A 25,369-nucleotide genomic window follows, 5' to 3' on the forward strand; every position below is an offset into this window, starting at 1 on the left:
ATACTCCAAAAAATAAATTATTCGGATTAAAGGGTTGAATGTTGACTGTTAACGGTTCATAGTCAACACTCAACAATAGTAAATTTGAGTTTTTCAGCCTTCAGAAGTAAGTTTTATGTCCAAAAAATATGATTTTCAAGTCTAGAGTTAGATGTAAAACACATAAATTATTTATTAATTTAAAAATGTAATTACTTTAGAACTCAAAATTCAAAAGTCAGAGTTGCTAAATAACTATGATTACATACCTAATTAATATACTTGTCTCGCTAAAATCCTGACAAATCGTGAAATTTGAGTTCTAAATTTTTACATTTAAAATTTTTCAAATCAGATAATCCAATTATTTTCAGGAGTTAATAATGGTTAATAATTCTGCAATTTTCCGCAAATCTGCTGAATTTTTAGGTGCTATTTGCGGAGGACTACTAATCACCTTGCCAGCGATTCCTCAAGTACTGGCACAGCAATCTACTCCTCGCGTTAATCCTTGTCCTAGTATTTTTTACGAAGAACCACATAACTCTCGCGTTGTAGTACCCCAAGGATGTCCTCCCAACGCGTTAACCCAAAGACTAGCAGCCCAAGGACTTCTCCCCGTCCCTGCGACTCCATCACCAGAACAAGCAAGATTGGGTGTAGGTGGAGAAGAACCTCCAGTACCACCACAACCAGGTGCTGTACCACCAGCCCCGGTTCCTCCAACCCAAGGACAAGTACCTCCAGTACCAGTACAATCACGACAAGCCCCTAGTGCTAGAATTGCACTGGCAAATGGTAGAGTTAACGTCAGATTGGTGAATGACACTGCGGCCAATATAACTTACCAAGTTATTGGCGATACCGCACCGCGATCGCTAGCAGGTAAATCCGATGTCACACTCCAAGGTCTAAGCGCACCAGTAACAGTAACATTTGAACGAGAAGATGGCGGACAACTGACGGTAACTCCACAACCTTCATCAGAAGCAGGAAACTTGGAAGTTACATTTAATGAAGCGACGGATGCAACGCAAGGCAGAAGTGCTATGAGAATCGAACCAAGCGGTTCAGTGTTTTTGAATTAAAAGAGAATTCAGTGGGGGACTTAAACCCAGCACTGATGCAAGAATGCTGGGCTAACTGCGGTAAATCCAAAATCCATAGGACTTACGCACAGGTAACGGAAAAACGTAGACGCATTAGCGAAGCGGTAGCGACGTTCGCGCAGCGTCTCGCAGAGAAGGAGCGTCAGCGGCTTGCCGCAGGCTACCGCGAAGGACGCATTCGCGCAGCGTCTCGTCAGAGAAGGACACAAAGGAATAATGGTTTCAGAGAGTTATTGCGTAAGTCCTAATCCAAAATTCCTTTACCGTCTGAGCATTTTAGTCAGCTTATCCACCAGTAGCACTTCTTGTTTGCTGTCTTCTAATTTTCGTGCCAGTATAATCGCTCTTTCATAAAAGTTACGAGCAGTGGGGTAATTACCTAACTGCTCGTATAATTGAGCATAGGATTCAAAAGATTTTAATTCTTCTCGCACATTTTGTAATTCTTTAGCGAGTATTAAACGCTCCTGTAATAAGTCAAAAGCCCGTTCGTGGCGACCAACACCACTGTGAACTGTAACTAAACCATCGATTGCCCTTAATTGATTGATGCGATCGCTATTAATTTTAGCAATCCGCATTGCTGCACCATAACTACCAATGGTATCTTGATAATTTCCCGCTGCTAAATAAGCATCACCCAAATTATTTAAGGTATTTGCCTCACCAATGGTATCACCAGTTTGACGGCGATAAATTAAGGCATTTTCATATAATTTAATTGCTTTGTTATAATCTCCCAACCTAGCTGCTACTAATCCCAAATTACTCAAAGATAGTCCTTGACCTTCAATATTTTTGACATTTTGAGCAATTGTAAATGCCTCTTGGGCAGTTTTACCAGCAGCAGCGAATTCTCCTTCTTGCAGTAGAAATGTAGTAATATTGTTCAGGACAAAAATCTGAGATTGAAAATCTTTAGTATCGCGAGCAATGGCTAATCCTCGCCGTAAAGCATCTTCCGCTTCTTTTGAACTACCTAGCTGGATATAAGCTTTAGCAAGCAAATTATAAGTTAAACCTTGGGCTTTTAGGTCACCAATTGAATGATATAGTTCTAGGGCTTGCAAGCAGGAAGTAATTGTTTTGTTGGCATATCCAGAAGCGTATTGTTGTTCAGCGATACGCAACAAACTGTCTGCTTCATCTCTTGATTGTCGCCCAACAGAACTATTTAAAGGACGGTGGAGTTGTTCGGTAATATCAACCGCACCCGCCGCTATGGGAGTCAGCACAAAAGTAAACAATAAAAAGCCATACAAAAGTACTTGGTGATGAAAAATCGCAGTTACATCAACGTTTATCTTCTGCCTGGAAAATACAAGCTGTTGTCTCATAAAACTTACCCATCAAATTGCAGGCTTAAGTAGAAGGTCTAAAGTGAAGTTTTAAATTTAATTTGAAGACAACGAATACTCGCATTTATACGTAAGCTAAGCTGGAGAAAAATCTTCACCAAGATAAATAGCACGAATATCTGTAGGTAATTTGTCCTCTAGCATACGATAGCCTTCCTGAAGAAAATTGGCTACTTCGTTCGGGGCGATCGCTTCTCCTTCAGCTTGCAAATAAGCAGCAATTCTCGTGTCACTCCAATGAAAAGTTTGAGACATCAACACAATTAAGCGCAGAATTGGAGGTAATTGATCTAATGCTTGTTCTACATAACACCATAACGGCGGTGAAGTTGCTTCTAGAGAATAGTGAATTGCTTCTGTGGGTGGTACTTTAATCTCGTTTATACAAAAAGCAGTCATGTTAATTAACCAATTTTGCATGGTTAAAGCTTCTTGAGTGGATGCACCGCCACTTAAATTTAATCCACCGAGTTCATAGTAGATATGTCGCCAAGTGAGGGCGAACAGATAATCTGCTTGTACAGGCGATCGCGCCGAATGCCGAATTAAGGTATACACTATGGGGCTATAGCGGCAAAAAATCACTGTAAAATACTTGCCAGCATCAGGATACTGCTGAAACAGAGCCAGTAATTCATCGTCACTGTGATGAAACAGCGACTTAACCAGGGGGTGATTAGCTTCAGGAAAAGAAGGAATTTGCATCAGCCTTGAGATTGATAGTTGTTAAAAATAATTTTGGCAATTGCACTCTTGTAGTTAATCGCATAATATCTTGGTGTTGCTCAATTTGTAGCCCCAGACTCAGACTAGTTAAATATTGATAAACTAAAAAACAAGGACTTAATTTTAGTCTTAATCGACAATCATAAAAACCTCTACCTTATAGAATCCTTATTTGTTCATGGTTATAGCAGTTAGCGCGATCTCATTCCTTTTCAGTCCCCTTACTTTAGCCTCCTTCTTGCCCTCCCTGCCTTTAGATAGCCTCTTCTCCACCCAAGGGATTATGGTAATGCTGTTGGCGGCTTACGCTGGTGCCATGTGGATGTTCCTCACCAGTGCGCCAAAAGTACACACTGTGATGGTGTCAGATTTGGAGATTGCCCGACAGTTGTATGAAGGGCTGCTAGATTTACCAGCCGCTGAAGTGCCTTTGCACTACTACTACAACTACGAACAAACCATAGGTGCAACTGGAATCGATCCGCTTTATATGTCTACCTCACCGAGTTTGTCTAGCAAAACGATGAATAACGGCAGTGAAGGACTGTGGTATCAATTAAAGAAAAATACCCAGCTACACGTCATTACTGGTGCAAGTTTAGGTAGCAAAAATCAGCAACGTCATGTCTGCTTTGACCACGAATGCCTGGAAATGATTTTAATGCGAGTAGAAGTGCGCGGTTTAAAATTCAAAATTCGTAACAGCAAGCCCCTGAATTTTTTAGTCAAGGACTATGAAGGCCGGATTATTGAACTAGCTGAAGTAGCGAATTAGTTCAGAATTCTGAATGTAATTAGTTGTATCTTAGAAAGAGTAGGGTGTGTTGTCGCGCAGCGCAACGCACCATTTTAATATAGGTGTAAATCAAGTGGAAAAAATGCATACATATCACCTATATGAAACAGATTTCTATGCTTGGACGCAAGAGCAAGTTAGCTTGCTCAAAAATCAAGAATGGGAACAATTAGATACCGTTAATTTGATTGAAGAAATTGAAACTTTGGGCAGAAGAGAACGGCAAGAATTAAGAAATCGGCTAGGAGTATTACTAGGACATTTGCTCAAATGGCAATTTCAACCTGAAAAACGTACCAATAGCTGGTTAGGTACAATTCGAGAACAACGCGTTCAAATCAAGCTACTTTTGCAAGACAGCCCTAGTTTAAAACCCTATCTTGATGAAGCTTTCCTCACTGTTTATGAACTAGGTTTGGCTTTGGCGATTCGAGAAACTGAGTTAGATGAAAATGTTTTTCCAGAACTCTGCCCTTATACTTTAGATGAAACCTTGAATCCTGAATTCCTACCAAATTTAAATCGGGTTGATGAGTAAGCGAGTAATTATTTTAATACTATTTTTTCACCTTAAACCGTAGCAAATAAAAGCAGCCCAGTAACGAGGATGTGAAAAAGGAAACTCCTCAGTAGAATTTTTTATGCCATAAATTTGACTCAACAATTTACGGTACTTTTTATATTCACAGTCCCACTCTAAATAGTTGGCTGAACCTTGAGAATACTGGTTTCTATTAGTTTTCGCTTCTTTCGACCTTTTGATAACTTGAGTATAAAATTCTTGTATATCCTCTCTACTTAGCAGTGCCTCTTTATTAAGTTCGCGCAGTTTTATTTGGGCTTGCTGTAAAGCTTCAGGACGGTTGTTACCTTGTTGTCGATGTTGGTAATAAAAGATAGAAAATAGTGCTGTCGCTAAGTCATTTACTATCCATAAAGTACTAACAATGCTTCTAGCACCTGCACACAAAAAACCTGTGGCAAGAGTAAGGATATCATCATTTAGGGATGGAATACCGAGATTTGTCTCGCAGCAAGACAAAAAGACTTCTACAAGTTGAGGTAAACGCCAGCTTGGTGTCATCAATTGTCCCAAGGTGATGCTACTGCTATGCGCTAATTTTAATTGTGATTCTAAAGGATTATCGAGGCGAGATTCCGCATGGTGACAGGAATGAAGTACTTGAACTTGTTGTGCTAATTGTCGATAGCTTTTGGTGCTGGCTTGACTGCTGCCAATTAATCTGTTTTCTCGTGGAATATTGTATATTTGAGCAAGTTTTTCTCCTTCAAATCTGGCACAGGGAAGGTTATCTTCGGCATCTTCTACAGTGCCATATTTCAGAGGCATTTTATATAGAGTGCCACGTTGTTGACAAAATTCTAAAATTTGGCAACTTGGGGTATAACGAATTAAAAATTTATCTCCTAAATATTCCTGATATTCTCCTGTAGGTAAAGCAGTAAATGGAATCTGATGGAGTAACAGGTGAGGTACTAAAATTAATTCTTCTATTCCTTGGAGATGTTGAGATATGAGTTCAGATATTTGTAGGCGTTCAGCTAGTTCGCGGAGAATACTACTAATTTGAGTTTCCCATTTTTTGGGTTCATCTCTATATGGCAATAACCAATTTTGCTCAATCCAGCGTTGCAAGGTATCTAATCCTTGTTCTGTACAGGTATGGAGAGTAATTTGGTTTTGCTGCACGACAAAAATATGGGTGTCGTTGTTAGTAGTGTAGAAACTGAGAATAGCTGTATTGGGTTGGTCAATTAGCTTTTGAATTTCTGATAATTTTAGGGGGGTAACTTGAATTTCTCCAGCTAACACCGGATCTTCGCGTCTGATATTTTCCCAAACGTGTTGTTTTTGTCTTTCTAAAGTGGCGATCGCCTCATTATAAGCTTCCCATGCAGCACGTGTTTCACTGCGATTATTTTCAGATTTATGCCCTTGGCGTTCTTGCTCAATTTGCCGTTGCAGTTCTTCGTATTGCTGTAATAATTCTTGGACTTTTGGGGGAATTTCTTCGCCTTGAGAGAGGTTGTAGCTTGCCATTAAGTCTACAAGAAGTTTAGAGCGCGATCGCTCTGAATATTCAAAGGCTTTTTCTATTTGTCCAGCATTGATGCAAGCTTGCACCATGTTTTGATAAACATGAATAGCTTGTTCTAAAATTTCTTGACGACGCGATTCCGATTTTGCCCAACTGCGACTGGTTTCTACAGCTTCAATGGCTAAGCTATATCCTTCGATAGCTTCTAACCAACGCTTCGCGTTTGTAGCAATTTCACCTAGTTGGTTAGAAGCTGTAAAGCACTGTGAAGGAAAGGCTGTAGCCGTGAAAATTTCTAGGCCAAACCGACAACAAGCTATCGCTTTATCAATCTCTCCTAAATGTGTATATGCAATGGCCAGATTATTTTGGTTTTTAGCCCAATAATCGGGAAAATTATCACGGGTAAAAACTTGGAAAGCTGCTTCATAATATTGAATTGCTTTATCTAAATTTTCTGCTTTGTTACCTATTCTCCTTTGGCTGTAGACAATACCTAAATTTTTTTGAGCCATTGCCCAATCCATAGGAAAAGTCTCTTGACTGTAAATTTCTAAAGCTGCTTCAAAGGCTGCGATCGCTCGTTCTTGATTTTCCGTATAGTATATGTATGGCGGTTTTAAATATGCTATTCCCAAATTGTTTTGGGTCTTAGCCCATTCTATAGGAAATGTTTCTTTTGTATAAACCTGCAAAGCATCTGTGTAAGTTTGAATACCCGTTTCTAAATTGGCAATTTGGTTATCCTGAATTCTCTCACGATAGGCATTTGCTAGATTCATTGTTGTCTGCGCCCAATCATCAGGTAAAGCCTCACGGGTGCGGACTTGCAATGCTGCTTGAAAGCAAGCGATCGCCATTTCCAAATTTTCTGCGCGATCGCCATGAATTCGTTCAACAAATATAGCACCTAGAGTGTTGAGACTATTAGCCCATAATGTTTGAAAAGACTCTTTTGTGTTAACTTCTAACGCTGAACTAAGATACACTAAAGCCTTGTCCAAATTTTCTGCTTTATCACCCTTAACTCTTTGAAAATAAGCTTCTCCCAAATTGTGTTGTAGCTTTGCCCATTCTTTAGGAAATGATTCGCGGGTGTGAATTGGTAAAGCAGCCTTTAAAAGACTAATTGCCTGTTCTAAGTTATCAGCTTTCTCTCCATAAATACGGTAAAGGTAAGCCCGCGCCAAATTATTTTTGATTGATGCCCACATTTCAGGCATATCTTCACGTTTGACGATTTTTAACGCTTCGTTGCAAGCTGATATTGCTTTTTCTATATTCTCGTGTTTATGTCCGTATATCCGGCTACTATAGGCTAAACTAAGATTGCATTGTATTTCTGCCCATAATAATTTTGCAAACTTTACTTTTTTATGGCTTATAAATTCAGCACAAATTTCCCATCCGCTGACAGAAATCTCTAAGTTGAGTGCTTTATTACCTAAAGGAAAGTGGTGAACAATCTCACTAAAACAACAAACTCCTCTTATTAAAAAGAATGCTTTTTTTAAATCTATTTTAGACAGAGTATCTGGTATTCTTACCTGAAGCCACCTAACAAATTCATAATTCAACTTATCTAAATTTGCTTCTATAAATGGATATGCCATCTCATATTGATTAATATTTTTATAGCTTATATATGATGCTTTTTTTAGAAAAAAATAAAATTCAGTGTTGCGGTTTTGTCTAACTTGTTTAGTTTTAGAAGTACGAAATGTTTTTCCCATTTTTATTTAAATAATTTCTATTTATACTCTAATTCTAGAAAAATTTGCTGCCCATCTTCATCTTCTTCCCATGTTTCTAGCCAATCTCCATCAACATCATCACAATATAAATGGGCGGCTTCAAGCCCATACTTCATGATGTCATCCTGCACTTTTTGAGCAGCTTCTACAGCTTGTAAAAAGTTGTCTAATCTCTCAGAATGTTTTCCCTTAACCATAAGTACTTACTTTGTTAAGTAATAATGTGGCTATACAAATTAAATAAATTAAATTGACCGATAATTATAAATGAAATCTGTGTCATTCTAAATATCTGCCAACTTTTCTAGCAATTCTTCAGCTAAATCCAACAACTCAATCTCATCAATTTCATCACTAGTTCCGCGATTACTTTCTCCACACAACACATTAGCAGCCAAAACATTTTTCACAGCGAAAATCCTATCTTCTTCCTCCGATAAACTAAGACATTTTTCCAAGTCTACAGCAACTTCTTGAATTGTCCTTGAACCTAAACGTTGTCTCACTTTCACTGCTACTGCATCGTCACTTTCCAGCAGTTTTACCAAAGCTGTTCTCAGTCCATCATCCTCAGTAGAAAACTTCTCAACGGCTAGGCGTACATATTCGCGCACACTCATGTTTGCCGCCAATGCCTTTTGGAAAACTACATCTGGTACATCTACTAGCAACAGACCATCGTTATCGCTGGCTTGATATAAATCATCACCTTGTTTGACGGCTACCAGCAAATCTGCACCCAAGGCGTGTAAATAGTGCAACACTGATTCCAACTCATGCTCTTTTAACGCCGACTCCAATTTAGACACCGCCGCTTGCTTTACTCCCAGCTTTTCTGCTAGCTGTGTCTGAGTCAATCCTGCTTTATTACGTATTTCCCGCATAGCATCGGTAAGATAAAGACGCAAGTACTCTAACTTACCCGCCAAAATCACCTCTGGGTCATCGCTTACCTTTTGCTGCAACCAAGCTTGAAAATTAGGCTTTTTCATGATTCCTCTGCTGCAATTCACGTAATCTTACTCTTGCAGGTTCTTTGTCTCTATCTTTGATAGCGTCATCATATTTTTTCATAAAGACGTGCAACACCACGAAACGCTGAGGAGTAGCAGCCGTTAAAATAAACCGTGGATTATGTTCGCTCTTGGTCATGCGTAACTCATACAAATCATCTTCCAGCTTCTCAAAGATGTCGCTGGTCAGTGACGCGAGTCCTTTGTTACACAGGTAGCCAAGATTAACTTGCAGACGCCTGGTTTCGGAAGCACTCAGTAATGGTTTTGGTGGGTTTTCTGGTTGCTCCTCTTGGGGAATCATCCTGATGAAAAAAGCAAGCAAGTCTTTGGGGATTTCCCCATTGACATCTTGATAAAGTTCCCAAGTCCAAGTCACTTCCTACCTCACAGTATAATATTCTTTATAAAGAATGTCAAATCAAATATTCTTTTAAAGGAATAACATATAGAATAAGTAAGTGCAACTAAGGTAATAAAAGAATGAGGCATGAAAATGGTGCGTTAGGCTAAAGCCATAACGCACCCTACTGGCGTGTCAAAGCTAAAATAGTGCATTAGTAAACTCTTGTGGGGTGGGCATCCTGCCCGCCCGGACGGGTCTCCTCACCCGTCCCAGAATAAAATCTATTGCAACATTTAAGGCTTGCCACGCTACTACTTAAGATTTAATGTCTCAACTCAGTTGTTCGTACTTAAATTTCCCTTTAATAAACTTGTTGAAATATTGACCTTTGGATGGTGCATTATCTAAGCCTTCCTTGACACTGGGAGGTACTTTGAAATACTCATAAACACTTCCGCTATCAAATTCAATAGTTAGTGTTTGAGTTTTTACATCGTGGGTAAATTGCTTAATAACGTTGCCCTCAGGTTTGAGTAGGGGGAAAGCAATTACATCCCGAATACTGGGAGAATCAGTTAGTAACATTACTAAGCGATCGATTCCAATTCCTAAACCACCAGTAGGCGGCATACCATATTCCAAAGCTGCCAAAAAGTCTTCGTCTACACCTTGCGCCTCTAAATCACCAGCAGCTTTTCTAGCAGCTTGCGCTTCTAAGCGTTCTCTTTGGTCGATGGGATCGGTAAGTTCTGAGAAGCTATTGCCAGTTTCCCGCCCGACTATGAATAACTCAAATCTTTCCACCAAACCAGGTTGAGAACGGTGGGGTTTTGCTAACGGGGAAATTTCCACTGGATAATCAATTACAAAGGTAGGCTGAATTAACTTTTCTTCTACCTTTTGTTCAAAAGCTTCATTCAAGAGTTTACCAATAGATTGCACATCGTCTATTGCTTCCAAACCAGCATTTTTACTTGCTGTTTTTGCTTCTTCCAAAGTTTGGAAAGATTGAAAATCTAGCCCGGTAAACTCTTTAACTAAATCGTGCATCGTTACCCGTCGCCAAGGTGGTGTTAAATCTATAGATTCACCTTGGTAGGTAATTTTTAGCGTGCCGAGTACTTCTTGGGCAACAGTGGTAATAATTCCTTCTGTTAGCGCCATCATATCGTTGTAGTCGGCGTAGGCTTGGTAAATTTCAATAGTTGTAAATTCGGGATTGTGTCGAGTCGAAATTCCCTCATTGCGGAAAATTCGCCCTAATTCAAACACTTTTTCAAACCCACCTACGATTAACCGCTTCAGATGAAGTTCTGTGGCAATTCGCAGATACAACTCCATTTCTAAAGTGTTGTGGTAAGTGATAAATGGACGTGCATCTGCACCCCCAGCTTCACTTTGTAGAACTGGCGTTTCAATTTCTAGAAAATCCCGTTCTTCTAAATAGCGACGAATCCCGGCAGTGATTTGGGCGCGACGGCGGAAAGTTTGCCGCACTTCTGGGTTAACAATCAAGTCAACGTAGCGCTGACGGTAGCGCTTGGCAACATCCGTCAATCCATGCCACTTGTCGGGTAGGGGCAACAGAGATTTAGTCAGGATGGTGTATTGTTTGACGTAGACAGATAACTCGCCCTTTTCAGTCCGTTTGATAGTACCTTTGACTCCTAAGATGTCGCCTGCATCTGTGAGTTGTTTCAAGTGATTGAACGCATCGGCATCAATATCTGCCATGCCTTCTTGGATGCGATTTTTCTCTAAATAAAGCTGAATCGTGCCGGTTTCGTCTTGTAAGGTGAAGAAAGCCAATTTACCGAAAACCCGACGCGCCATAATGCGTCCGGCAATCGCCACTTCTAAATCAACTTCTTCACCACTGGCTAAATTGGCAAATTGTTCTTGTAACTGCGCTGCGTGATGGGTGGATTCCCAACGATAGGCGTAGGGATTAGTGCCTAACTGCTTTAGCTGATCTACTTTTTCCAGCCTCGCGGCACGGAGATCTTCTTCCGACATGGTAACGAACTAAATAGGGCAAGATTAATTATAGATGCTGCAAAAGTTGGCAGTAAGAGATATTTGTCCTTGAAAGCGCGGGCGTAGGCAATACGGTTCGGGGAAAGGGGAAAGGGGAAGGGGGAAAGGTTTCAAATACATCCAAATCCCCTTACCCCTTAACCTTTTCCCAGACAACAAGGGACGTTATCCTCCATCCCATTTCCGGAAATTGAAATTCACATTGGTAAATTATTTCCATAAGTGTGGCGATCGCAAACTTTAATCTAAAAATAAAACCTTTATTTTTGATTGACTTTGAGCGAATAGCGAGATAGAGTTGCCTTCATTTTCAAGTTAGTAAACTTCAATATTGCGTCCACTAATTCTTGCTGTTCTGGTTGTAACTTCAGTGTTTTGAGCGCTTGATTGATATTGTTACCAGCGCGGAGATTGCGAGCAAATTGGGCACGCTGAGATGAATTTAATACTGCCTGAATTTCCTTGTTTCTTCTCTGACGTATACCCTGGAGTTGTTGGCGTTGTTGGGGAGTCAGGTTAATATCTGATATTAAAGTAGAATCGCTGACAGCTTTAGTAGTTTTGGCGACAAGAATACTCGAAGTATTATTTAGTTGAACGTTTGCAGCTAGGGCAATTCCCGGTATGAAGAAAATAAAAGCAAGGATATTAAATAATACAAAAAGCCGTTTTATCAAGTAAATCGCCATGTTGAAAAATGCCTAATTTAATGCTCAGATATGGGCTGGGGGTTGGGCATGGGGCATTGGGCATTGAGCATGGGGAAAGGGGGAAAGGGGAAAGGGAAAGGGGGAAAGGGGAAAGATTAAATTTATTCCTTTTCCCTCTAACCTTTTCCCCTGCCCCCTGCTCCCCACTCTCTAGTCCTTTTACGAATTATTATCCGGCCTTCTCATTCTGTTAATTTCGCGTTGTAATTCTTCAATTTGACGGCGCAAAGCTTCTTTTTCATTTTCGGAAGAATCTGCAGGAACATTTACTGCTCCAGATGCGGGCGATCGCTGGTAGTTTCCTTGACGAATTTGCTGATACTCCTCTGATACCGCCCACTGTTGTAAGTAGTGCAAACGCTCCACAGGAAAAGGATGTGTCATCATTGCACCTTGAAACCCAGTGTACATTAAGAATTTATACACTTGGTTAAGTCCATCTTCATCAAGTGCTTGATAATTTTCAGACTGTTTCATAAATTCTTGTAAACTGCATTCGTGGGCATATTTGAAACTACCGCCCGTGACTTTCATCATCGAACTCATCACGGGATTTAAGTCATCCATTACCAATAAAGCAGCCCGATCTGACGATAACTCAGCTTTACGTCGCCATTCGTAAAAAGCAAGCAACAAACCTTGACTAAGGAAATTACCAATGCCAAAGGTTAATTCCCCAACGGTAGTAGCTACACTCCTCGCCCATATCGCCATTTGAATTAAAATAGTATGACCACATTTAATGTGCCCCAGTTCATGGGCTAACACCGCCCTAATTTCAACTTCGTTTAGTAAGTCTAATATCCCTGTATTTATGACTATGTAAGGATGCTCTTGTCCAAGTGCGTAGCTATTAGCTTGGGAATTTTGCTCAACAAACAGTGCGGGTTCTGGATAAATGTCCAAATCTCGGACGCATTCCCGAAAAATCTGGTAGATGGTGGAATATTGGCGCGGCCCGACTTGGATGGTGTTGCCCATTAAATAAACTAACTGAGGGCGTTCAGCGAAAAATTCCACAAATTTACGGGCTAAAAAATCAAATCCTGGTAAATTACGTAAAGCTTGCTCTGCTTGGCTATCCAGGGGATGCCTGAAGGCTTCGCTGGAAATTCCTGTGTAGGTTGGCATAATTAGGTAATTGGTGATTGGTCATTAGTCATTGGTCATTAGTCATTAGTCATTAGTTTTAGATAAAGAACAAATGACTAAGCCCAAAGTTAAAAGCTAAGGCTTCTTTATATTTCAGACGCCAGTTGCTATCCTACGGTAACCCTAAGGGCGAACAAGCCCAAAGAAAGTCCTGTGGAACGCAGTGGCTCAAGGGCAGTTCCTTTAAGCGGGGGAACCCCACCAACGGACTGCCTGAACTCTGTAACAGAAGACAAATGACAAATGATCAATGACAAAGGACAACATAATAGAAATGGGGCTTTATTGGTAAAAGTCACTTTGTTATGGGATTAAAAGCGTGTGATTGAGGCAGAAGTTCATTTGTCACTACATAACTTTTTGCGATCGCAGGCGGGGTTCCCCTCCTGGCCCCATCATTTGACGATGGCACGGTTGGTAGCACGCGCCTTGCGCCTGGAACGTAGCGCCCTCATTCAAGTGGGGGCAGTTTGTGGGTATCAAGGACGATATCGTACCAGTTTCGTAGCATCAGCCCTGATGTGGCATGGCCCTGTAATTATTGTTGCTCAAGAATCAGTGCAACAACTTCTGTTGCGGGTGGAAATTCCCCGTCTACAGCAGTGGCTACCAGCCAACAAACCAATTAGGACAGGTGACGCATGGCCTGATGCCCAGTTCCAAGGGCTACTGTTGACTTCCCCTGAAGCTTGGTTAAAAGGACAGTTGGCTGATGGCGATCGCTTTCCCAAAGGTATTCCTACAATTATTGATGGCGTAGACGACCTCGAAGATTGGGTGCGTCATCAGCTCGCCCAAGAAATTCAACCCCATGATTGGGATCAACTCATGCTAGCTTGCCCAAACCAAGCTGAAGCAATTCGCGAAGCAAGGATACAACTGACACACGAACTTTTTCAGCATCCTGCTAATCCCTATGAGTGCTATCTCATTTCTGGACTAGAAATAGACATTTTAAACCGTCTTTATTCTACTTTAGACATCAGTAATATCCCAGAGAATTGGAAACATTTCTGGCAAGAATTTCAACTGCTAACAGAAAGTGTTTCACCCTCTGCCTCCCCTGCCCCCTCTGCCCTCTTCTGGGCGACTATCGCCCGTCGCCAAGGTTTATTTTCTTTGCACTACGCCCCAATGGAATTAGGAAAAATACTTTCCCCCATTTGGCAGCGACAACCAGTAGTTTTAATTGGCAGTGCTGTAGAACCAGAAACGGAGGCTCCCCTGTTCCGTCAGCGTTTAGGTTTGGAAGATTTAACTTGCCTGAAATTTTCTTCTGAAAGTCAAGCCGAAGCAATTCAGCTGTATGTACCTTATAAGTTACCCCTACCCAATACACCAGAATTTCAAGCGGCATTTATTCACAAAGTCCGCACTCTGGTTTGTCTGAGTGCTACAGCACCAGGGTTAACTGTGATTTTGGTGGGTGATGTCCCACTCAAGTCCCAAGTCGGCACAATTTTGGCCTCAGAATTTGGTTCGCGGGTGCAGGTGGAAAAAACTTGTTTAGATGAAAATGGTATTTTGGTAAGCGGTTGGGAATTTTGGCGAGAACATCAGCAAGTGTTACCTGCACCCCAGCTGTTAATTATTGCGACTTTGCCGCTACCATCTTTAGAAAATCCTCTAGTAGCTGGTAGAGTCGCTCGTTATAAGCGATCGCATCAAGATTGGTTCCGTTTATATTTATTACCAACCGCCTTGAATGAATTACAACGAGCCATCGCTCCAGTGCGAGAAAGTCAAGGTATTGTCGCTTTGCTTGATAGTCGTGTAGTTAACCGCAGCTACGGCGCTCAAATTCTCGCAGCCTTAAGTCCCTTGGCCCGTATTAACTATCTCGATCCCAGTTTGTTTGCCAATACAAATGAGGAGAATTCGGCATAAGGGCATGGGGTATTGGGAGTGTTGACTGTTGACTGTTAACTGTTGACTGAGGAATTATTCTCCTTGTCTCCCCCATCTCCCCATCTCCCCATCTCCCACCCTCCGGGTTCGCGCTAGCGTCTCTAAAAGAGAAGCTACATCTCCCCCATGCCCCATGCCCCATACCCAATACCTTAATTGTCTATGACGACAATTCCTGGCAAGATAAAATTAGAGCTGAAGTTGATTTCAATTCCTAATTATGGGTGAAGCAAAACGTCGGAAAACCGCACTAGGGGAAACATACGGTCAAGAAACTCGCATCTTGCCTTGGGTTCCCATCAGCAAAAGTCAAGCGGAATTATTTGTAAGTTGGACTACTCGTGGTGCTTGGATAGGCATCGGTATTATGGTTACAGCATGGTTAACCATCCGTTTTATCGGCCCTGCTTTTGGTTGGTGGCAAGTAGTTGCTTGATAATGATTGAGTGTTTCTAACACTGGCTAAAATTAATGCGATCGCCTCTTGAGAGTGTTGTTCTAACATTGCTGCACTCAAAAGTTAAACTAAAACAAACAAGTTCCCATAATATTAATCGCTGATTGCAAGGGATCGAGTTTGCAAAATTTGCCTGTGGCAACCCCTCATTGTAAAATTTTCAGTTGCTATATTTTTCATACAAAAAGCCCAAGCATTGCTGCTTGAGCCTTTTCTAGATTGAACTAACTTGTACTGATTATCTAAAATTGAGCAACAGATTTAAGCTGATACTAATGTTCGTTTTAATACTATTTCGGCAAATGAATGACACAAATCATTTTTTCTTTTGCTCCTCTGCTCAAGAACTTATGGAGCTTGCCTCAATATATCAGCATTAAAGTGAAACAGTATTACTGGTGTGTAATTACTTTAGTAACGATTGCGGTTGTAACCACCACCGCCACGGTTTCCGCCACCAAAAGAACCACCTCTGTCTTCTCTGGGCTTGGCTTTATTTACTTTTAAGTCACGACCCAGCCATTCAGCACCATCAAGAGCTTCAATGGCAGCTGCTTCTTCAGCATCTGAACTCATTTCCACAAAACCAAAGCCCCGCAAACGACCTGTTTCGCGGTCTGTAGGCAACTGAACCCGCTTTACAGAACCATATTCTGCAAAAACAGCGCTCAGTGCTTCCCGTGTAACTTCATAAGAGAGGTTACCTACGTAAATTGACATGAAAGATCTCCAAAATCATAGAGTATGCAGAGATTTAGATTTCGGAGAGAAGTCTGTAATACCACAAGGAAAAAGCCTGTCAATACTAAGAACAAACACTGTCGCCGAATTAATTCTCATTTCACTCACCATGATGACACATATAGTCAACTTTCCGGTGAAAAGGTTGAAAATTTTTAAAAAAATTTATGTTAACTGCCTCAGCAACCGTGTAAAGACAGAGGAGTAGGGGGTAAGAAAACTCGAAAAAATAAATTATTCCGCTTAAAGTGTTGAGTGTTGACAGTTGACTGTTAATTGTGAATCGTCAACAGTCAACAATATCAATGAAATATTTTTTACTTGCAAGCCCCTAAATAATAACATCTCAGTTAACAGTCCATAGTCAATACTGCCGCTGCCCAACAAGTAAATGTTTACTTTTGCGATCTGGATACAGTTGACATTCTACTAAAAATACTAGTATTTTTAGTAGAATCAAGCTATTATCTAGAAATAAGGAAAATTTAATACCGCCATGTTTCAGCATGGGAAAAAAAGTTTCGTGTCTTATGGTAAAGCCAGTTTTCTCCTATGGGTAGATTACAGAAAACTGAAAAATATTTATACTAAGTTTATAATTGATTAGCTGCAAGAAGATTGTCTACCTCTTTATAAGAAGTAGAGCGGTGAGAATTTCGGGACTTTTATGGGAAAACAGTAGTTTTCAGTTTATAGAAAATTACTGTTGGACAGCTTATTCGTTCTCGCCGTTTTTTATTAGAAATATCTCTCAGAATTACTTGGGAAAACACGGCTGTTTAATCCCAAAGCCTCCCCATAGGAGAAAACTAAATGATTTTGGACATAAATAAGCCGCACAAACAGGTGAAAATGACAGATTCCGTAACCAATACCCAGCTAATTAATATCGAGTTAGATTCAGTTGCAAAAACTGAGGTAGCCATGTCTGTAGTGGGCTGTGCCAACGCAGATGTCAAAAGCAAACTTGTGGCAAAAAATAGGAAGGGGAAAAAATATTTTTTTACCTCTCCTCCTTTGAAAACTTTATTAATTCCCTGTTTAGTAGGTATAGGACTACTAACAGTTAGCTGTGGATCGCTGCCTAAGGAATCAGCCGAGGCACAATCTCAGAGTCCTGGTGCGCGGGGACGGGGTAATGGTGCAACACCTGTAGATGTGGCGATCGCTCGAACAGACTTATTACAAACACAACCAGAATATACAGGTAACACAACACCCTTTCGCATTGTGTCATTGCGATCGCAAGTGGAAGCCAGGTTATTGTCTTTGAATTTAGATGTAGGCGATACAGTTACTAGAGGTCAGACTGTGGGGCAATTAGATGATGCCCTGTTACTAACAGCCTACAAACAAGCAGAAGCCGAACTTGCAGCCTTAAAATCAGAAGTAGTCAGGGCAAGTACTCAAGTAAGTAATGCCCGTGCTGATGTAGAACGAGCCAGACTAGAAGTGGTGCAAGCGCAGGCAGACTCGCAACGCCAACAGAAACTATTCCAAGCCGGAGCCATTGCTCAACAAGCTGCTGAACAGGCGCGTACCCAGGCGCAAACGGCTGCCCAGGCATTGCGGGCGGCTCAAGAGCAAGTACGTACAGAACAGCAAGCCGTCGCTGCGGCTCAAGGCAGAGTCCTAGCCCAACAGGCCTTGGTTGCAGAAGCCAAAGAACGCAGATCTTACGCTCGACTGATATCTCCCATCACTGGTGTAGTTACAGAAAAAGTTACAGAACCAGGCAATCTTCTGCAAGCAGGTAGTGAAGTCTTTAAAATTGGCGACTTTAACCGCGTAAAAGTCGTGGTGCAAGTTTCCGAATTAGAACTGGCAAAAATTCAAGTCGGACAATCTGTAAAAGTCCGTTTAGATGCTTTTCCCAATGAAACATTAATTGGTAGAGTAACGCGGATTTCCCCAGCTGCCGATGCCACAGCTCGCTTGATACCTGTAGAAGTGGTAATTCCCAACAGTGATAGCAAAATTGGCAGTGGATTACTGGCGCGAGTCAATTTTGAAACCCAGACAACACAAAGGGTAGTGGTGCCGCAAACAGCAATTCAGAAACAAGCTCTTCAAAAGAAAAGCAACACAGCCAACACACAAAATCAAACTGGAACCTTGTTTGTTCTCAGCGATGCAGAAGGCAAAGCAAAAGTAACAGCGCGTACTGTCACCTTAGGAAAAAGAGCTGATAGTAAAGTGGAAATTTTATCTGGCTTGCAACCAGGAGAACGCTATGTTGTTCGTAGTGGTAAACCCTTAAAAGAGGGCGACATTGTAAGTCTCTCAATTCTGTCAGAAAAACAATAGTAGGGTGAGCAATAAACACCATACCAATGAAAAAAGTACTTAGTAGTCAGCACTTAGCACTTAGCATTTAGTATCATGCAACAAGCAAATAATAATGGCAATAGCGGATTTAGTCTGAGTACGATCGCTATCCGCCAACACATTGGTACACTTATGCTCACCGTGGCAGTAATTGTCATTGGGATATTTTTTCTTACAACCATCCAAGTCGATCTCCTACCAGCAATTACCTATCCACGAATTGGCGTTCGGCTAGAAGCCCCTGGAATTTCCCCAGAAGTAGCGGTAGATGAAATCACCAGACCTTTAGAAGAAGCTTTATCTGCAACCGAGAATGTAGTACAAGTTTTTTCCCGTACCCGCGAAGGACAGGTGAACCTGGATTTATACTTCCAGCCAGGGGGCGACATCGACCAAGCCCTAAATGATGCCACTGCTGCTTTCAACCGAGGGCGATCGCAACTGCCAGATACGATAGAAGAACCGCGCTTATTTAAAGTCGATCCTTCCCAATTGCCAATTTATGAATTAGCACTGACATCTGCTTCATTGCCAGGTAAAGATTTACGCGTATTTGCTGATGAAGAGTTAACCCGTGAACTCAGTGTTGTGCCAGGAGTCGCATCAATTGATGTATCTGGTGGTGCGGAAGAAGAAGTACGAGTACTTGTTGACTTGAACCGATTACAAGCTTTGGGTGTGGGGTTAAACAATCTATTAGATGAATTAACAGCCCGAAACCAAGACACTTCTGGTGGTCGGATTCTGGGACAAAATTCTGAACCATTGACTAGGACTATAGGACGCTTCCAAAGTGCTAGTGAAATTGAAAACCTTTCCTTGCGAGTTGCGTCTTCTTCTTCTACCACTACCACTACTACGGCTGCACCTCCTCGACGCGTTTATTTAAGAGACTTTGCTCAAGTAATTGACGATACACAAGAGCAGCGAGTATTTGTTTACCTGAATCGTCAGCCAGCTGTGAAATTTTCAGTTAGAAAGCAGCCTGAGGCCAATACAATCACAGTTGTAGAAGCTGTTAAGCGGCGAATTGAACAATTGCGGCAATCGGGTTTAATTCCAGCAGACATGACTTTGATTCCCACTACAGATGAATCTGTCTTTATCCGCAATTCTTTAAATGATGTCATCTTTTCCGGCATTTCTGGGGCATTGTTAGCAGCAGCAGCAGTGTTGTTATTTTTGGGATCGTTTAGACAAACATTGATTATCAGTTTAACGATTCCACTGTGTACTTTGGCTGCGATCGCTTTGATGAAACTCTTTGGCTTAACTTTGAATGTTTTTAGTTTGGCAGGTTTGACATTAGGAGTCGGTCAAGCAATTGACACATCAGTTGTGATCTTGGAAAATATTTCCGAAAAAGTAGGCATGACTCCCAATCAAAGAGAGATGGAGGCAGAGGGAAAAAGGAGAAATTCCAAATTTTTTGTTGACACTGCTATTGATGCTTCTCAAGAAGTAGAATCTGCCTTAGTTGCTGCCACAGGTGCAAACTTAGTTTCTGTAGTGCCATTCCTGTTAATTGGTGGCTTTATTGCACTACTATTTAATGAACTGATTTTGACAATTAGTTTTGCAGTGGCAGCTTCCCTTGTGGTTGCCATTACAGTAGTGCCGATGCTGTCTTCTCGGCTTTTAGGAATTTCTTGGTCTAGTCGCATCAGCGAATTTTGGCTGCTGAGACAGTTTAATCATCGATTTGAAGATGCTACGCGCGGATACAGTAACTTTTTAACCAAGGTTTTACGCTATCGGCTCCTCGTAGTAATTGTTGCTTTTTTAATTTTGGGTGGCAGTAGCTTCTTGATGTTTGGTCAAATTCCCCAAGAAATTTTACCCCGCATCAGTACCGGACAAGCTAGCTTGAGAGCGCAGTTTCCCGCTGGTACACCTCTAGCAACTTCTCAAAAAGTTATGCAAATTGTCGATGAGATTTTGCTCAAACAACCAGAAACCGAGTCTACTTTCACAACTGTGGGTGGTAATTTATTTGGCAGCAACACTACAGAAAATCCATTACGTGCCAGTAGTACTATCAATCTCAAACCAGGCGCGGATGTCGAAGCCTTTGTCAAAAAAGTAACTCAGGAATTTAACCAACTGAACTTAGCAGGAATTCTGCTGCGGCTCAGTCCTGGTCAGGTGCGGGGTTTAATTTTGAATAATTCTCCAGCGCAAGGCTCAGATCTGGACGTAATTTTGCAAGGTGAGAATGAAGAAAGCTTAACCCAGGCAGGTGCCCAAGTCCTCGAAGCATTACAAGAAAGGGCACAATTAGCGACATTCCGACCAGATGCCGACCCCCGACAACCGGAAATCCAAATTCGCCCTGACTGGGAACGGGTTGCGACTTTGGGGTTGAGCGCTCAAGAAATTGGTGCAACAGTCCAGACAGCAATTGAAGGTTCAGTTCCCACCCAAATTCAACGGGGTAATCGTTTAGTTGATGTCCGGGTGCAGCTAAATAAAGAAGCTATTGGGCGTCCTTCTCAAATAGAGCAATTACCGCTATTTACTGAAAATAATCAATTAGTCCGCCTTTTTGATGTTGCAACCATTCAAGAAGGCCAAGCGCCTGGTGAGGTGCAACGAATTAATCAGCGCCAAGCTTTTATTGTGGCAGGTAATCTCAGTGAGGGAGCTAGTCTTGGTGAAGCCATAGCAGAAGTCAACGAAATACTTCAGGACGTAGATTTACCTGATGGGGTTTCAATTGTGCCTAGTTCAGCTCAAGAAACCAATCAACAACTCCAGGATGCTTTAAAAACTTTGGGAGCGTTGGCAACGTTCTTAATCTTTGTAGTGATGGCGGTGCAATACAATTCGCTGATTGACCCATTGGTAATTATGTTCACAGTACCACTGGCCTTAGCTGGGGGAATTTTTGGACTTTATATTACCCAAACTCCAATTGGCGCAACTGTAATTGTTGGTGTAGTGTTATTAGTGGGAATTGTGGTAAACGCAGGGATTCTCATGGTAGAACTGGCAAACCAAATTCGAGAAGAAATTGGTTGTACTCGCCAAATTGCCATCGCCAAAGCTGCACCCCAACGCTTACGCCCAATTGTAATGACTACAGTCACTACGATTTTGGGACTGTTTCCCTTAGCATTAGGTATTGGTGAAGGTTCTGAGTTTTTGCAGCCTTTAGGAATTGTAGTTTTCTTTGGGATGGCGATCGCAACAATGCTGACGTTGTTTATCATCCCTTCTTTTTATGTCCTACTCCACGATTTGCTGGGTGGAAAATGGACAAAGCCAGTGTTAATCTGGTTACGTGGATTTAAGAAAAAACTTATTTCCATCACTGATAAAGATTAACATTGCATCGTACTTTACCAACAAATTAAACTTTTCAACACTTAGACAGTGAAATTTAAATAAATCTAATGTGCCAACGAGGTTTTTTCGTTGGCACATTCTGTTGGCTTTCTTAATGCGTAAATTGTGAATTCCTTTGAGTAAAGCTTACTGTGAATCCTATGCGTCGGCAGAAGTTAGTAAGAAGCCCTCTGAAGTATTCGTAGCATCAGAGCGGGGAGTACGTCACTTCACCATACACTGCTAATGTTTCCTGATGAACGCGGGCGACACTCAGCCGTTCTAGATTTTGATTTGCTCGTTGTTTCCATTCTTGCAACATATTACTATCGCTCAATAATTGCACTAAGACACCAGCCAAAGCACGACTATCTTTTGCTGGCACCAAAAGGCCTGCTTGACCATTATCTAAGGCTTCCGGAATTCCATCTACCTGAGTCCCAACAATGGCAGTTCCAGCTTCTCTGGCTTCTGAAAGCACCAAAGGACAGGGGTCGCGGTGAGAAGCCAGCACAAATATGTCACAAGATTTTAGGTAGCGTTGGGGTTCTGGTTGAAAGCCTTCAAAATGAATGCGTTCGGACACAGAAGTTCCTTGTGCTTGTGTTTCAAATAGTTGTTTATCAGGGCCATTACCTACCAAATAAAGATGGACTTGGGGAAAATCTGAAGCGATTTGTTCAAAAGCAGCGATTAATTCAGCAATTCCCTTGCGTTGATACATACCGGCTACGGTGGCAATGGCTGGACGTTGTAACGCTAAAGTTTGATAATCTCCTATTTGCTGGGTGCGGGGACTCCCTAACGTTCCATTGCATACCACCCGCAACTTATTTTCTGGGATACCGCGCCGTGCCATAGAATCTCGCACCGCCTGACTGACAGCAATAACCCTGTCAGCTAAACCCATCAGTAGGCTAGCACGCTGAAATTCATTGTGTACTGTGGAAACTAAAGCGTAACGATTTTGAAAAATGCGTGCGAGTAAGACTCCCGTCATCATGTGTGCGTGAACAATATCAGGTTGGAATTTTGTGGCGATCGCTCTGTAACCAATAGCTGCTTTAATCATATTTATTGGTTTGCGAGTTTGGTCTAGTTCGTAATGTTTAACACCATATTTTTTGAGTAATATTTCGTATTCACCACCACTAGAAATAACCGCTACCTCATGCCCAGATTTGGACTGTAAACAAGCCAAATCCACAGCCACATTCACAATACCGTTACCTATCTCTTGAATGTGGTTCAAAATATGTATAATTCGCATAGTTTTTGACATATGTATAAAAAATAAAGATAAGTAACTAAAAGTAGCCAGTAGCGTGTAAAATTTACAAATTGCTACTAACCAATAGCTAATTTATTCAGCCACTTAGCTTTAAAGACTTATTCAGTAACAACTTAATAAATCGGGATAAAAGAAGATAAGAATTAGGTAAACCCTGGGTGATACTTTACAAAAAATTTTGCAACATATTTATAATTAAATATGGACAACAAACTTTCATCAGGTCAAAAATATGACACACTCTTCACCAGAAAGAATAGTGAGACGTGGGAGAGTATTTCCGGAAATTCAATGGACAGATGCACAAAAAGCTGAAGACAAAGCCAGAAGACAGGCATTTTATGAACGTTGTTGGGTGATTTTTGAGCGTTTAAAACCAGAAATACTAGATAAATACTATGGTTGGTATATTGCCATTGAACCTGATAGTGGCGATTATTTTATCCATCGTGATAAAGAAGTAGCAAGTAAAATGGCCAGAGAAAAATATCCTCATGTGATTCATCATATTTTTGGCATTAATGAAACCGGAGTTAGTGGCAGAATATGATTGAGGGGAGATTTGGAGAAAATGGACAAATTTATTTTGAAATTGATTTAATTGGTAAGGATGGTATTAGTTTTCCTGTAGAAACAATGTTAGATACAGGGTTCACTGAATTTTTAGCCATGAACAAACAAGATGTACAAAGTCTTGAGTGGGATTTTTTAAATCAAGATAAATTAAGAACTGCTCAAGGAGAAACTGAATTTGATGTTTATAGTGGTAGGATAATAATAGATAATCAAGAATGGGAAATTCCTGTATTTGCTGGAGATGAAATACAGGAAATTTTACTAGGTTCTCAATGGCTAAAATTATTGATATTGGTTGCTAATTATAACCAAAATCTAGCCACTTTAGAGTTAATTTAATCAAGAATTTCTATATGGCGATCGCCACCCTGTGCAAATTGCGTAAGCCCTGTAAGTATGTCGTCAAATTTAGAACTTACGCATTGACAAAAATAGTTTGACTTCTGAATTCTGAATTCTGACTCCTGAATTCTCCTCTACTACGATTCAATCAACACAAGTTTACGAACTTGAGAATTTTTTCCCTGAGTGCGACGTGATAAAGTAGCACTGAGCAAAAACTTCCAAGACTGAGGAGAAAGTGCAGACAAATCAATCATTGACAGAAAGCTTTGAATATTTTTTTGCTTGAGCGCCACTATACTCCAATGTAGTTTGAGATAATTTTTTATATCCTGAAAACGGGGAATTTTTAGACGATGTTCTTCATTTACTAAAGCGTAAATTTTCTCTTTCATTAAAATATTTGTTGCCAACCGTCGAGGCAAAGAAAATTTTTGATTATATGCACCAGGCCAGATAGTACGATAAGCAAGACATTGATTTAAGAAAATAGCATCACCAAATTGAGCAATCTTAATCCAAGAATCGATGTCATCACAATTAGCATCCAGTGTGGAATCCCAACCACCAGTTTTCAAAAAAGCATCGCGCTGACAAGCTACTTGTACGGGTGTACCAAAGGGTACAAGCTCTAACAGCATCCCGTAGTGAATATCAGCTTGTGGGATATAAAAAGCTAAACCAGGGCCAACTTCGGGAGTGCGGGAAAGTTCCACTTCATTAGCATCTACTTGAGCCGCAACACAAGAGCAGATTACAGCATCGGGACGAAGGGCGATGGCCTTGGTTATTTCTTCTATACAATTAGCAGCTAGATAATCATCATCATCGAGAAACTTAATCCAATCGCCACTAGCTTTGGCAACTCCAGCATTTACCGTCGCTGCATGACCTTGGTTAACTTCATTGCGATGATAAACAATTTTATCGCCTAAGCTTTGAATATAGGCTTGGGTGTCATCAGAAGAACAATCATCAGCAACAACCACCTCACACTCAATGGTTTGATTGCAAGCCGAATCAATTGCTCTTTTGAGCAAATCCAAGCGATTATAAGTAGTAATCACAACACTAAATTTCATAAATTCATACCTGTGGTGTAGCATTTTGCAATATAGCTTTCATTTTCAGGCTGTTGTATCAGTGAAATTAAGTAGAACGGCCTCAACATTGGTAGTAGAGGTAAGACACAAGGCAGTCCAGATAAAGCAAGTTTCACACCCAAACATGAAAGTAGTCTTTTCCCCATTCCCCACTGTCTAGTACTCTACCAACCCAAAAATGCGCTTCTTTCGGGCTTAGGAAAGGGTAAGGGATTTAAAACCTTTCCCCTTTCCCCTTTCCCCTTTCCCCTTTCCC

21 protein-coding genes are annotated in these 25,369 nt (G+C 41.1%); 9 read left to right on the top strand and 12 right to left on the bottom strand.

Features of this window, described 5'->3' with window-relative positions:
* The first annotated feature begins 362 nt into the window (after positions 1–362).
* The gene (locus tag VF06_RS03235; RefSeq protein WP_099069669.1) at positions 363–1,067 is read left to right on the top strand and encodes a hypothetical protein; all 705 of its coding nucleotides are present in this window, start codon (positions 363–365) and stop codon (positions 1,065–1,067) included.
* Between the two features lie 281 nt (positions 1,068–1,348).
* Here the strand turns inward: VF06_RS03235 and VF06_RS03240 are convergent, their stop codons facing one another.
* Both VF06_RS03240 and VF06_RS03245 read right to left on the bottom strand, forming a co-directional pair.
* Positions 1,349–2,425 carry a tetratricopeptide repeat protein gene (locus VF06_RS03240; RefSeq protein ID WP_099069670.1) on the bottom strand — a complete coding sequence of 359 codons (1,077 nt, stop codon included), beginning with the start codon at positions 2,423–2,425 and terminating at the stop codon, positions 1,349–1,351.
* Between the two features lie 96 nt (positions 2,426–2,521).
* Positions 2,522–3,151, bottom strand: a complete 630-nt coding sequence (locus VF06_RS03245; RefSeq protein WP_180267233.1) for a sigma-70 family RNA polymerase sigma factor — start codon at positions 3,149–3,151, stop codon at positions 2,522–2,524.
* A gap of 199 nt (positions 3,152–3,350) precedes the next feature.
* Here VF06_RS03245 and VF06_RS03250 point away from each other — a divergent pair, with 199 nt between their 5' ends.
* Together VF06_RS03250 and VF06_RS03255 are read left to right on the top strand one after the other, a co-directional pair.
* Complete coding sequence (locus tag VF06_RS03250) at positions 3,351–3,947, top strand: glyoxalase-like domain protein (protein WP_096541419.1); 597 nt, start codon at positions 3,351–3,353, stop codon at positions 3,945–3,947.
* A gap of 103 nt (positions 3,948–4,050) precedes the next feature.
* Complete coding sequence (locus tag VF06_RS03255) at positions 4,051–4,506, top strand: DUF29 domain-containing protein (RefSeq protein WP_099069672.1); 456 nt, start codon at positions 4,051–4,053, stop codon at positions 4,504–4,506.
* Positions 4,507–4,533: 27 nt separating this feature from the next.
* Here VF06_RS03255 and VF06_RS03260 read toward each other — a convergent pair whose 3' ends face one another.
* From VF06_RS03260 to VF06_RS03290, 7 genes are all read right to left on the bottom strand, one after another.
* Positions 4,534–7,641, bottom strand: coding sequence for a CHAT domain-containing protein (locus VF06_RS03260; protein ID WP_244917965.1), 3,108 nt, complete (start codon positions 7,639–7,641; stop codon positions 4,534–4,536).
* A gap of 137 nt (positions 7,642–7,778) precedes the next feature.
* Positions 7,779–7,979: a hypothetical protein gene (locus VF06_RS03265; protein WP_099069674.1), complete on the bottom strand. Its 201-nt coding sequence runs from the start codon at positions 7,977–7,979 to the stop codon at positions 7,779–7,781.
* Between the two features lie 87 nt (positions 7,980–8,066).
* Positions 8,067–8,774 (bottom strand): helix-turn-helix domain-containing protein, encoded by a 708-nt coding sequence (locus VF06_RS03270; RefSeq protein ID WP_099069675.1) that lies wholly within the window; start codon positions 8,772–8,774, stop codon positions 8,067–8,069.
* Entirely contained in the window at positions 8,761–9,174 is a 414-nt protein-coding gene (locus VF06_RS03275; RefSeq protein WP_099069676.1) for a type II toxin-antitoxin system RelE/ParE family toxin, read from the bottom strand. Before VF06_RS03275 ends, VF06_RS03270 begins: the two co-directional genes overlap by 14 nt.
* A 297-nt stretch (positions 9,175–9,471) precedes the next feature.
* Complete coding sequence (gene lysS / locus VF06_RS03280; protein WP_099069677.1) at positions 9,472–11,157, bottom strand: lysine--tRNA ligase; 1,686 nt, start codon at positions 11,155–11,157, stop codon at positions 9,472–9,474.
* A 281-nt stretch (positions 11,158–11,438) separates the two neighbouring features.
* A complete protein-coding gene (locus VF06_RS03285; protein WP_099069678.1) occupies positions 11,439–11,867 on the bottom strand; it encodes a hypothetical protein in 429 nt (142 codons plus the stop codon).
* A 180-nt stretch (positions 11,868–12,047) separates the two neighbouring features.
* Positions 12,048–13,019 (bottom strand): M48 family metallopeptidase, encoded by a 972-nt coding sequence (locus tag VF06_RS03290; protein ID WP_099069679.1) that lies wholly within the window; start codon positions 13,017–13,019, stop codon positions 12,048–12,050.
* A gap of 342 nt (positions 13,020–13,361) precedes the next feature.
* Here VF06_RS03290 and VF06_RS03295 point away from each other — a divergent pair, with 342 nt between their 5' ends.
* Together VF06_RS03295 and VF06_RS03300 are read left to right on the top strand one after the other, a co-directional pair.
* Positions 13,362–14,927, top strand: a complete 1,566-nt coding sequence (locus VF06_RS03295) for a helicase C-terminal domain-containing protein (RefSeq protein ID WP_099069680.1) — start codon at positions 13,362–13,364, stop codon at positions 14,925–14,927.
* 241 nt (positions 14,928–15,168) lie between these two features.
* Positions 15,169–15,384 (top strand): DUF2839 domain-containing protein, encoded by a 216-nt coding sequence (locus tag VF06_RS03300; RefSeq protein WP_099069681.1) that lies wholly within the window; start codon positions 15,169–15,171, stop codon positions 15,382–15,384.
* Positions 15,385–15,816: 432 nt separating this feature from the next.
* On the opposite strand, the gene rbp is transcribed toward VF06_RS03300, so the two are convergent.
* Entirely contained in the window at positions 15,817–16,125 is a 309-nt protein-coding gene (gene rbp / locus VF06_RS03310; RefSeq protein WP_099069682.1) for an RNA-binding regulator, read from the bottom strand.
* 834 nt (positions 16,126–16,959) lie between these two features.
* On the opposite strand from rbp, the gene VF06_RS03320 reads away from it, so the two are divergent.
* Both VF06_RS03320 and VF06_RS03325 read left to right on the top strand, forming a co-directional pair.
* Complete coding sequence (locus tag VF06_RS03320; protein ID WP_244917966.1) at positions 16,960–18,453, top strand: efflux RND transporter periplasmic adaptor subunit; 1,494 nt, start codon at positions 16,960–16,962, stop codon at positions 18,451–18,453.
* A gap of 75 nt (positions 18,454–18,528) precedes the next feature.
* The gene (locus VF06_RS03325; RefSeq protein ID WP_099069684.1) at positions 18,529–21,801 is read left to right on the top strand and encodes an efflux RND transporter permease subunit; all 3,273 of its coding nucleotides are present in this window, start codon (positions 18,529–18,531) and stop codon (positions 21,799–21,801) included.
* A gap of 208 nt (positions 21,802–22,009) precedes the next feature.
* Here the strand turns inward: VF06_RS03325 and VF06_RS03330 are convergent, their stop codons facing one another.
* Positions 22,010–23,071 carry a glycosyltransferase family 4 protein gene (locus VF06_RS03330; RefSeq protein WP_099069685.1) on the bottom strand — a complete coding sequence of 354 codons (1,062 nt, stop codon included), beginning with the start codon at positions 23,069–23,071 and terminating at the stop codon, positions 22,010–22,012.
* Positions 23,072–23,324: 253 nt separating this feature from the next.
* Between VF06_RS03330 and VF06_RS03335 the strand changes: the two genes are divergently transcribed.
* Positions 23,325–23,642 (top strand): hypothetical protein, encoded by a 318-nt coding sequence (locus tag VF06_RS03335; protein ID WP_099069686.1) that lies wholly within the window; start codon positions 23,325–23,327, stop codon positions 23,640–23,642.
* Entirely contained in the window at positions 23,639–24,007 is a 369-nt protein-coding gene (locus VF06_RS03340; RefSeq protein ID WP_099069687.1) for an aspartyl protease, read from the top strand. The genes VF06_RS03335 and VF06_RS03340 overlap by 4 nt, the downstream gene beginning before the upstream one ends.
* A 140-nt stretch (positions 24,008–24,147) precedes the next feature.
* Here VF06_RS03340 and VF06_RS03345 read toward each other — a convergent pair whose 3' ends face one another.
* A complete protein-coding gene (locus VF06_RS03345; protein WP_099069688.1) occupies positions 24,148–25,092 on the bottom strand; it encodes a glycosyltransferase family 2 protein in 945 nt (314 codons plus the stop codon).
* Positions 25,093–25,369 lie beyond the last annotated feature (277 nt).

Origin of the sequence: Nostoc linckia z4 (genome assembly GCF_002608075.1) — a bacterium.
GTDB lineage: Bacteria > Cyanobacteriota > Cyanobacteriia > Cyanobacteriales > Nostocaceae > Nostoc > Nostoc linckia.

Coding starts and splice junctions, on each gene's coding strand:
- VF06_RS03235 (WP_099069669.1), top strand. CDS start 363: ATGGTTAATAATTCTGCAATTTTCCGCAAATCTGCTGAATTTTTAGGT.
- VF06_RS03240 (WP_099069670.1), bottom strand. CDS start 2,425: ATGAGACAACAGCTTGTATTTTCCAGGCAGAAGATAAACGTTGATGTA.
- VF06_RS03245 (WP_180267233.1), bottom strand. CDS start 3,151: ATGCAAATTCCTTCTTTTCCTGAAGCTAATCACCCCCTGGTTAAGTCG.
- VF06_RS03250 (WP_096541419.1), top strand. CDS start 3,351: ATGGTTATAGCAGTTAGCGCGATCTCATTCCTTTTCAGTCCCCTTACT.
- VF06_RS03255 (WP_099069672.1), top strand. CDS start 4,051: ATGCATACATATCACCTATATGAAACAGATTTCTATGCTTGGACGCAA.
- VF06_RS03260 (WP_244917965.1), bottom strand. CDS start 7,641: ATGGCATATCCATTTATAGAAGCAAATTTAGATAAGTTGAATTATGAA.
- VF06_RS03265 (WP_099069674.1), bottom strand. CDS start 7,979: ATGGTTAAGGGAAAACATTCTGAGAGATTAGACAACTTTTTACAAGCT.
- VF06_RS03270 (WP_099069675.1), bottom strand. CDS start 8,774: ATGAAAAAGCCTAATTTTCAAGCTTGGTTGCAGCAAAAGGTAAGCGAT.
- lysS (WP_099069677.1), bottom strand. CDS start 11,157: ATGTCGGAAGAAGATCTCCGTGCCGCGAGGCTGGAAAAAGTAGATCAG.
- VF06_RS03285 (WP_099069678.1), bottom strand. CDS start 11,867: ATGGCGATTTACTTGATAAAACGGCTTTTTGTATTATTTAATATCCTT.
- VF06_RS03290 (WP_099069679.1), bottom strand. CDS start 13,019: ATGCCAACCTACACAGGAATTTCCAGCGAAGCCTTCAGGCATCCCCTG.
- VF06_RS03300 (WP_099069681.1), top strand. CDS start 15,169: ATGGGTGAAGCAAAACGTCGGAAAACCGCACTAGGGGAAACATACGGT.
- rbp (WP_099069682.1), bottom strand. CDS start 16,125: ATGTCAATTTACGTAGGTAACCTCTCTTATGAAGTTACACGGGAAGCA.
- VF06_RS03320 (WP_244917966.1), top strand. CDS start 16,960: ATGATTTTGGACATAAATAAGCCGCACAAACAGGTGAAAATGACAGAT.
- VF06_RS03325 (WP_099069684.1), top strand. CDS start 18,529: ATGCAACAAGCAAATAATAATGGCAATAGCGGATTTAGTCTGAGTACG.
- VF06_RS03330 (WP_099069685.1), bottom strand. CDS start 23,071: ATGCGAATTATACATATTTTGAACCACATTCAAGAGATAGGTAACGGT.
- VF06_RS03335 (WP_099069686.1), top strand. CDS start 23,325: ATGACACACTCTTCACCAGAAAGAATAGTGAGACGTGGGAGAGTATTT.
- VF06_RS03340 (WP_099069687.1), top strand. CDS start 23,639: ATGATTGAGGGGAGATTTGGAGAAAATGGACAAATTTATTTTGAAATT.
- VF06_RS03345 (WP_099069688.1), bottom strand. CDS start 25,092: ATGAAATTTAGTGTTGTGATTACTACTTATAATCGCTTGGATTTGCTC.